This window comes from Citrobacter sp. Cpo089 (assembly GCF_030332695.1).
Taxonomy (GTDB): domain Bacteria; phylum Pseudomonadota; class Gammaproteobacteria; order Enterobacterales; family Enterobacteriaceae; genus Citrobacter; species Citrobacter portucalensis.
The window spans coordinates 1-6892 of the sequence record NZ_JAOWHJ010000049.1; the positions used below are offsets into that span (position 1 = coordinate 1).

The 6892-nt window shown below is 50.1% G+C and carries 4 protein-coding genes, 4 tRNA genes, 2 rRNA genes and 1 pseudogene; 9 read left to right on the forward strand and 2 right to left on the reverse strand.

Going from position 1 to position 6892, the window contains the following annotated elements; all coding sequences use genetic code 11:
* The 4 genes from OGX92_RS08795 to birA all read left to right on the forward strand — a co-directional run.
* Positions 1–1401 (forward strand): 23S ribosomal RNA (locus OGX92_RS08795); the annotation flags it as partial.
* A 96-nt stretch (positions 1402–1497) separates the two neighbouring features.
* Positions 1498–1613, forward strand: a 5S ribosomal RNA gene (gene rrf, locus OGX92_RS08800).
* Positions 1614–1877: 264 nt separating this feature from the next.
* Positions 1878–2906, forward strand: coding sequence for a UDP-N-acetylmuramate dehydrogenase (gene murB / locus OGX92_RS08805; protein WP_063942103.1), 1029 nt, complete (start codon positions 1878–1880; stop codon positions 2904–2906).
* Entirely contained in the window at positions 2903–3865 is a 963-nt protein-coding gene (birA, locus tag OGX92_RS08810; RefSeq protein WP_063942104.1) for a bifunctional biotin--[acetyl-CoA-carboxylase] ligase/biotin operon repressor BirA, read from the forward strand. The genes murB and birA overlap by 4 nt, the downstream gene beginning before the upstream one ends.
* 32 nt (positions 3866–3897) lie before the next feature.
* Here the strand turns inward: birA and coaA are convergent, their stop codons facing one another.
* Positions 3898–4848: a type I pantothenate kinase gene (coaA, locus tag OGX92_RS08815; protein WP_003031107.1), complete on the reverse strand. Its 951-nt coding sequence runs from the start codon at positions 4846–4848 to the stop codon at positions 3898–3900.
* Positions 4849–5138: 290 nt separating this feature from the next.
* Positions 5139–5219, reverse strand: a pseudogene (locus tag OGX92_RS08820) (hypothetical protein); the annotation flags it as partial.
* Positions 5220–5238: 19 nt separating this feature from the next.
* On the opposite strand from OGX92_RS08820, the gene OGX92_RS08825 reads away from it, so the two are divergent.
* The 5 genes from OGX92_RS08825 to tuf all read left to right on the forward strand — a co-directional run.
* Positions 5239–5314: transfer RNA gene (locus OGX92_RS08825), tRNA-Thr, on the forward strand.
* Positions 5315–5322: 8 nt separating this feature from the next.
* A tRNA-Tyr gene (locus OGX92_RS08830) sits at positions 5323–5407 on the forward strand.
* Between the two features lie 114 nt (positions 5408–5521).
* Positions 5522–5596 (forward strand) — tRNA-Gly (locus OGX92_RS08835).
* 5 nt (positions 5597–5601) lie between these two features.
* Positions 5602–5677, forward strand: a tRNA-Thr gene (locus OGX92_RS08840).
* Between the two features lie 118 nt (positions 5678–5795).
* On the forward strand, positions 5796–6892 hold a 1097-nt coding region (gene tuf, locus OGX92_RS08845), incomplete at its 3' end, for an elongation factor Tu (RefSeq protein WP_118262821.1).

A 6892-nucleotide genomic window follows, 5' to 3' on the forward strand; every position in this document is an offset into this window, starting at 1 on the left:
TTAACGCTGAGGTGTGATGACGAGGCACTACGGTGCTGAAGTAACAAATGCCCTGCTTCCAGGAAAAGCCTCTAAGCATCAGGTAACACGAAATCGTACCCCAAACCGACACAGGTGGTCAGGTAGAGAATACCAAGGCGCTTGAGAGAACTCGGGTGAAGGAACTAGGCAAAATGGTGCCGTAACTTCGGGAGAAGGCACGCTGATATGTAGGTGAAGTGGTTTACCCATGGAGCTGAAATCAGTCGAAGATACCAGCTGGCTGCAACTGTTTATTAAAAACACAGCACTGTGCAAACACGAAAGTGGACGTATACGGTGTGACGCCTGCCCGGTGCCGGAAGGTTAATTGATGGGGTTATCCGTAAGGAGAAGCTCTTGATCGAAGCCCCGGTAAACGGCGGCCGTAACTATAACGGTCCTAAGGTAGCGAAATTCCTTGTCGGGTAAGTTCCGACCTGCACGAATGGCGTAATGATGGCCAGGCTGTCTCCACCCGAGACTCAGTGAAATTGAACTCGCTGTGAAGATGCAGTGTACCCGCGGCAAGACGGAAAGACCCCGTGAACCTTTACTATAGCTTGACACTGAACACTGGTCCTTGATGTGTAGGATAGGTGGGAGGCTTTGAAGTGTGGACGCCAGTCTGCATGGAGCCATCCTTGAAATACCACCCTTTAATGGCTGGTGTTCTAACGTAGACCCGTAATCCGGGTTGCGGACAGTGTCTGGTGGGTAGTTTGACTGGGGCGGTCTCCTCCTAAAGAGTAACGGAGGAGCACGAAGGTTAGCTAATCCTGGTCGGACATCAGGAGGTTAGTGCAAAGGCATAAGCTAGCTTGACTGCGAGAGTGACGGCTCGAGCAGGTGCGAAAGCAGGTCTTAGTGATCCGGTGGTTCTGAATGGAAGGGCCATCGCTCAACGGATAAAAGGTACTCCGGGGATAACAGGCTGATACCGCCCAAGAGTTCATATCGACGGCGGTGTTTGGCACCTCGATGTCGGCTCATCACATCCTGGGGCTGAAGTAGGTCCCAAGGGTATGGCTGTTCGCCATTTAAAGTGGTACGCGAGCTGGGTTTAGAACGTCGTGAGACAGTTCGGTCCCTATCTGCCGTGGGCGCTGGAGAATTGAGGGGGGCTGCTCCTAGTACGAGAGGACCGGAGTGGACGCATCACTGGTGTTCGGGTTGTCATGCCAATGGCATTGCCCGGTAGCTAAATGCGGAAGAGATAAGTGCTGAAAGCATCTAAGCACGAAACTTGCCCCGAGATGAGTTCTCCCTGACTCCTTGAGAGTCCTGAAGGAACGTTAAAGACGATGACGTTGATAGGTCGGGTGTGTAAGTGTAGCGATACATTGAGCTAACCGATACTAATGAACCGTGAGGCTTAACCTTACAACGCCGAAGATGTTTTGGCGAAAGACAGAGACAATATTCAGCCTGATTACAGATTAGATTGACATGCAAAAGCGTGTTGATAAACAGAATTTGCCTGGCGGCTGTAGCGCGGTGGTCCCACCTGACCCCATGCCGAACTCAGAAGTGAAACGCCGTAGCGCCGATGGTAGTGTGGGGTCTCCCCATGCGAGAGTAGGGAACTGCCAGGCATTAATTAAAGTGAAGAAGCCCATCCTGCCGGATGGGCTTTTTTGCGTCTGCGCGGGATGAAAACCGCCGGATGCGGCGTGCCGCCTTATCCGGCCTGCAGGGGCCGGGCTGAACGTATTTTGTAGGCCTGATAAGCGCAGCGCATCAGGCGCATCACATCGCAGCACCATCGGGTGCAAAGCAATATCCTGAACCTCCATAACACAAGCCTTCCTGCGGCATATGCGGTAAACTAGGCGCGATTTTGCATCAGGAAAGCGTCTATGAATCACTCCCTTAAAGCCTGGAACACCTTCGGTATCGATCAGCAAACGAATGAACTTGTCTGCGCCGAAAATGAACAACAATTGCTGAATGCCTGGCAATCAGCCAATGCATCGCATCATCCAGTACTGATCCTGGGCGAAGGGAGTAACGTCCTGTTTCTTGATACCTTCCAGGGTACGGTGATCGTCAATCGTATTAAGGGTATTGAGATTACAGAACAACCTGATGCGTGGCATTTGCACGTAGGTGCGGGTGAAAACTGGCATCATCTGGTCCAGCATACGTTGCAGCTTGGTATGCCTGGGCTGGAAAATCTGGCGCTTATCCCAGGCTGCGTGGGTTCATCGCCAATCCAGAATATAGGTGCCTATGGCGTAGAGCTACAGCGCGTCTGCGAATACGTAGACTGCGTTGAGCTGTCGACTGGCAAATATCTGCGTGTTGGTGCAGCAGAATGTCGTTTTGGTTATCGTGACAGCATCTTCAAACATGAATACCAGGATCGCTTCGCAATTATTGCTGTTGGTTTACGCTTGTCTAAACAGTGGCATCCGGTACTGACCTATGGCGATCTGACGCGCCTGGATCCTACAACGGTGACGCCTCAGCAAGTTTTTGATTCTGTCTGCCATATGCGCACGACAAAACTGCCCGATCCGAAAGTAAACGGTAATGCAGGAAGCTTCTTTAAAAACCCGGTTGTCACCGCAGAGATTGCGCAGGAGCTCCTGGCAAAATTCCCAACAGCACCTCATTACCCGCAGGCTGATGGCTCTGTGAAACTGGCAGCAGGCTGGCTGATCGATCAATGCCAGCTAAAAGGCATGCGCATTGGTGGCGCAGCGGTACATCAACAGCAGGCACTGGTGCTAATCAATGCAGACAATGCGACGAGTCAGGATGTGGTGCAACTTGCACATCATGTACGTCAAAAAGTCGGTGAGAAATTTAATGTCTGGCTCGAACCAGAGGTCCGGTTTATTGGCCCGCAGGGTGAAATGAATGCTGTGGAGATCATTGCATGAAGGATAATACCGTCCCTCTGACGCTTATTTCATTACTCGCTGACGGCGAATTTCATTCCGGTGAGCAGCTCGGTGAAAAGTTGGGAATGAGCCGTGCCGCAATCAATAAGCATGTCCAGACGTTACGCGACTGGGGGGTTGATGTCTTTACTGTTCCAGGTAAAGGATACAGCTTACCGGAGCCTATCCAACTATTAGATGCTTCACTTATTCATTCTCAACTGGATGGTGGAAATATCACAGTCCTGCCGGTTATCGACTCAACCAATCAGTACCTGATGGACCGAATAGGTCAACTGGAGTCAGGGGATGCCTGTGTCGCTGAATATCAGCAAGCCGGGCGCGGCCGCCGTGGTCGCAAATGGTTTTCACCGTTTGGTGCCAACCTGTACCTTTCAATGTTCTGGCGGTTGGAACAAGGACCGGCTGCCGCGATTGGCCTGAGTCTGGTTATTGGTATCGTCATGGCTGAGGTTTTACGCGATCTGGGCGCAGAGAAGGTACGTGTAAAATGGCCCAACGACCTCTATTTGCTCGACCGTAAGCTGGCAGGGATCCTGGTTGAACTGACCGGTAAGACAGGGGATGCCGCGCAGATTGTTATCGGTGCGGGTATTAATATGTCCATGCGCCGGGTTGAAGAAAATGTGGTTAATCAAGGCTGGATTAACCTGCAGGAAGCGGGCATTAACATTGATCGCAATACCCTTGCTGCCCGACTGATACGTGAGTTGCGTGCTGCGTTAGTGCTCTTTGAGCACGAAGGTTTAGCGCCGTATCTGTCTCGCTGGAAGAGACTGGATAACTTTATCGACCGTCCGGTTAAACTTATTATTGGTGATAAAGAAATATTTGGCATCTCACGTGGAATAGACGCGCAAGGTGCATTATTGCTTGAACAAAAAGGCGAGATCAAACCCTGGATGGGTGGAGAAATATCGCTAAGAAGCGCTGAGTAATAAGAAGGGGAGCTGTTGCTCCCCTTCTTTATTTATTTTCTCAACCTGACTTGCTCAACGGCATGATTGGCACTTTTCGTCATGATTAAGCTTGCTCGCTCACGCGTTGGTAATATATTTTGTTTTAAATTCAGCCAGTTAATCTCTTTCCATAACGATGTGGCGGTGTTGATAGCCTCATCTTCTGATAATTTTGCATAGTTATGGAAATAAGAGTCCGGGTTGGTAAACGCCCCTTCACGGAATTTCAGGAAACGGTTGATATACCACGTCTGGAGTAATTCTTCTGGCGCATCAACATAAATAGAAAAGTCGACAAAGTCAGAAACAAATACATGATGCGGATCGTGAGGATAGTCCATCCCGCTTTGTAATACATTTAGCCCTTCGAGTATTAATATGTCGGGCTGGGCAACGGTTTTGTCGCCATCAGGGATCACATCATAGATGAGATGGGAATAGACCGGCGCCGTGACGTTAGGTACGCCTGATTTCAGATCGGAAACGAATTTAACCAAGCGATGCATATCATAGGACTGGGGGAAGCCTTTCTTCTTCATCAGTCCACGATCTTTCAATACCTGGTTAGGGTGGAGAAAGCCATCGGTAGTAATCAACTCGACCTTGCGATGCTCGGGCCAGCGACTGAGCAAAGCCTGCAAAACACGCGCAGTCGTACTTTTACCGACGGCGACGCTGCCAGCAATGCTAATAATATAAGGAATACGCTCGCCATTCGTGCCTAAAAATTGCTCCAGCACGGCCTGACGTCGCAGGTTCGAACTGATGTAAAAGTTTAGCAAACGCGAGAGAGGCAAATAAATCTCGGCAACTTCTTCCAGCGATAAGTCTTCGTTAATGCCTTTAAGACGAGCAATCTCTTCCTCGGTCAGGGTCATCGGCACGGAATCACGAAGCGCAGCCCACTGGTTGCGATCAAACTGTAGGTAAGGCGACGTTAACGCTTGCTCTTTTATACTCATACGCATGGTCTGGCTGTCATTGCTATATCAGGTCTGCGGTAAAAAACGAAATCATCCCCGGTACGCAATGGCACGCACATTTCAGTTAATTTGGACAATGGGCAGGAGGGTAACACCAGATGGGGGGGAATAATAAGAAAAAATCATCCTCTGAAATGCAATGTGACGAGTATTCCAGATGTATAAAGATGTGCTTTCTCTCTATCAAAGCGTACCTGCCGGAGCAAAATTCCTCTCTGAGGAGGCACCTGACGTTGGAAATTTGTCCAATCCAAAGAGGAAATAGATTATTTATCGGTCGTATAGTGCAAAATGTGAGCGATAGAACATTTTATGCAATTTTTTAGTTGCATGAGTGCGCATGTCTCCATAAAATGCGCGCTACTTGATGCCGACTTAGCTCAGTAGGTAGAGCAACTGACTTGTAATCAGTAGGTCACCAGTTCGATTCCGGTAGTCGGCACCATCAAGTCCGGTGGGGTTCCCGAGCGGCCAAAGGGAGCAGACTGTAAATCTGCCGTCACAGACTTCGAAGGTTCGAATCCTTCCCCCACCACCACTTTCTGGCAGCGTTATCGCCGCCTGAGTTGATTAAAAAATTAATCAGCTCGAACAGAAAAGAGAGAGATCTCTTTTTTGTTGCAGAAAGAACTGGGTAGCCGAGTTTCAGGATGCGGGCATCGTATAATGGCTATTACCTCAGCCTTCCAAGCTGATGATGCGGGTTCGATTCCCGCTGCCCGCTCCAGACGTGCTGATATGGCTCAGTTGGTAGAGCGCACCCTTGGTAAGGGTGAGGTCCCCAGTTCGACTCTGGGTATCAGCACCACTTCACTTCTCCTTCCCGTTTCTCTCTGTTTACTTTTAAAAGCATTCAACAGCTCAGGTATATTGCCTGGTTGATGTGGTGATATCACCGATTTATCCGTGTCTTAGAGGGACAATCGATGTCTAAAGAAAAATTTGAACGTACTAAACCGCACGTTAACGTCGGTACTATCGGCCACGTTGACCATGGTAAAACAACGCTGACCGCTGCAATCACTACCGTTCTGGCTAAAACCTACGGCGGTGCTGCTCGTGCATTCGACCAGATCGATAACGCGCCGGAAGAAAAAGCTCGTGGTATCACCATCAACACTTCTCACGTTGAATATGACACCCCGACTCGCCACTACGCACACGTAGACTGCCCGGGCCACGCCGACTATGTTAAAAACATGATCACCGGTGCTGCGCAGATGGACGGCGCGATCCTGGTTGTTGCTGCGACTGACGGCCCGATGCCGCAGACTCGTGAGCACATCCTGCTGGGTCGTCAGGTAGGCGTTCCGTACATCATCGTGTTCCTGAACAAATGCGACATGGTTGATGACGAAGAGCTGCTGGAACTGGTAGAAATGGAAGTTCGTGAACTTCTGTCTCAGTACGATTTCCCGGGCGACGACACTCCGATCGTTCGTGGTTCTGCTCTGAAAGCGCTGGAAGGCGAAGCAGAGTGGGAAGCGAAAATCATCGAACTGGCTGGCTTCCTGGATTCTTACATCCCAGAACCAGAGCGTGCGATTGACAAGCCGTTCCTGCTGCCTATCGAAGACGTATTCTCCATCTCCGGTCGTGGTACCGTTGTTACCGGTCGTGTAGAGCGCGGTATCATCAAAGTTGGTGAAGAAGTTGAAATCGTTGGTATCAAAGAGACTGCTAAGTCTACCTGTACTGGCGTTGAAATGTTCCGCAAACTGCTGGACGAAGGCCGTGCTGGTGAGAACGTTGGTGTTCTGCTGCGTGGTATCAAACGTGAAGAAATCGAACGTGGTCAGGTACTGGCTAAGCCGGGCTCTATCAAGCCGCACACCAAGTTCGAATCTGAAGTGTACATTCTGTCCAAAGACGAAGGCGGCCGTCATACTCCGTTCTTCAAAGGCTACCGTCCGCAGTTCTACTTCCGTACTACTGACGTGACTGGTACCATCGAACTGCCGGAAGGCGTAGAGATGGTAATGCCGGGCGACAACATCAAAATGGTTGTTACCCTGATCCACCC

Coding starts and splice junctions, on each gene's coding strand:
- birA (WP_063942104.1), top strand. CDS start 2,903: ATGAAGGATAATACCGTCCCTCTGACGCTTATTTCATTACTCGCTGAC.
- murB (WP_063942103.1), top strand. CDS start 1,878: ATGAATCACTCCCTTAAAGCCTGGAACACCTTCGGTATCGATCAGCAA.
- coaA (WP_003031107.1), bottom strand. CDS start 4,848: ATGAGTATAAAAGAGCAAGCGTTAACGTCGCCTTACCTACAGTTTGAT.